The sequence below is a fragment of the Chryseobacterium sp. SIMBA_029 genome (assembly GCF_046535275.1).
Taxonomy (GTDB): Bacteria; Bacteroidota; Bacteroidia; order Flavobacteriales; family Weeksellaceae; genus Chryseobacterium.
This window is the reverse complement of sequence record NZ_JAWRXA010000836.1, coordinates 1-237: the sequence shown is the minus strand read 5'-3', so window position 1 is coordinate 237 and position 237 is coordinate 1. Positions and strand designations below refer to the sequence as shown.

At 35.4% G+C, this 237-nt stretch carries 1 protein-coding gene; it reads right to left on the bottom strand.

Annotation, left to right across the window (positions count from 1 at the left end; all coding sequences use genetic code 11):
• Positions 1–237 (bottom strand): hypothetical protein (locus SB679_RS26230; RefSeq protein ID WP_410705348.1); only part of this gene is annotated, 237 nt, incomplete at both ends.

The following is a 237-nucleotide window of genomic DNA, read 5'->3' as shown; positions in this document are numbered from 1 at the left end:
ATGGTTGTTTCGTTGTATTTATCAAATACACTTTTAGGTTTATCGACTACTTGACTGTTAGCTCTGTTACCAGAACTATCAACAACAGGCTTATCAGCTCTATTATAGGTTACTTGGTTTCCGACTGAAATATAATTTGAAGTATCGTTAACATCAGATGTTTGATTTGAATAATTAGGTATACCTAACCTTTCATTTGCAGCCCTTATTTCAGCCTCGCGTCTAGCTTCTAAAGCC